Source organism: Mycolicibacterium peregrinum, assembly GCF_001665625.1.
Taxonomy (GTDB): domain Bacteria; phylum Actinomycetota; class Actinomycetes; order Mycobacteriales; family Mycobacteriaceae; genus Mycobacterium; species Mycobacterium peregrinum_B.
In genome coordinates, this window is record NZ_LZSY01000073.1 from 1 (window position 1) to 851 (window position 851).

The 851-nt window shown below is 66.7% G+C and carries 1 protein-coding gene; it reads right to left on the minus strand.

The genetic code is table 11. The features are described from left to right. A partial coding sequence (locus tag A5779_RS09445; RefSeq protein ID WP_131811622.1) for a DUF222 domain-containing protein occupies positions 1-750 on the minus strand: 750 nt, incomplete at its 3' end. Positions 751-851: the final 101 nt, after the last annotated feature.

An 851-nucleotide genomic window follows, 5' to 3' on the forward strand; every position in this document is an offset into this window, starting at 1 on the left:
CGCCGCATCGGCGGCCGCCCGCTGCTGTGCGGCCGGGCAGTCCTCACGCCGACACAGACACGGCATGCGGGATTCCAGTCGGGCCACCGGCCCCACCGCATCAGCGCGGCGCTGCTCCCGGGTGCGCGGATCGTGGCTGCAGACCGTGTCAGCCACCGCATCCAGGCGTTGGCTCAACGCGACCCCGTCGGCGGCGTGCACATTGGCCCAGATCGAGGCCATGCCGGGGCTGCTCGCCTCGACCTGCACAAACCGGCCGTCGTCGATCGGGGGTGGGACCCGCACCCCGTTGGGGTCGAGTTTGGCGATCCACTGATCCACCCGATCCCGCAACTGCCGTTCAGACAACCGCATCCATTTATGGGCCCGGGCCGCGAGTTCTTCATCCAGGCCGGCCCACACTGCGGGGTCGACGATGCCGGTACGGGCGATGAGCATCCGCACGATTCGGTAGTCGATGTCGCCGGCGGCGAACCGGGCGGCCACCAACGGGAGTTTGTCGCGTAACACCCGGGCGTGATGAATCTGGGTACCGGCCCGGCCCCGACTGATCCGCAACGCCGCCGATACTTCAGCAGAGACTTCTTCGAACGGGTCGGTGGTCCAAAAGATCGACTCGGCCAACTCCTGTTCCCGCAGACTGTCCAACGCCCCGATCGCGGCCAGCCGCCCCGCGATCGCCGCCGACTCCGCCCGCGCCGCGCCACTGATCCGGTCGATCAAAGCCACATCGGAATCAGCATCGAACATGTGTTCGACTTTACGCCGATCCACTGACCGCGTTGACTCATCAGAAATGCGCGCGTACGGGTGATTCGTTGCCTCATTGAAAATGCGCGCGTAGGCCCAGT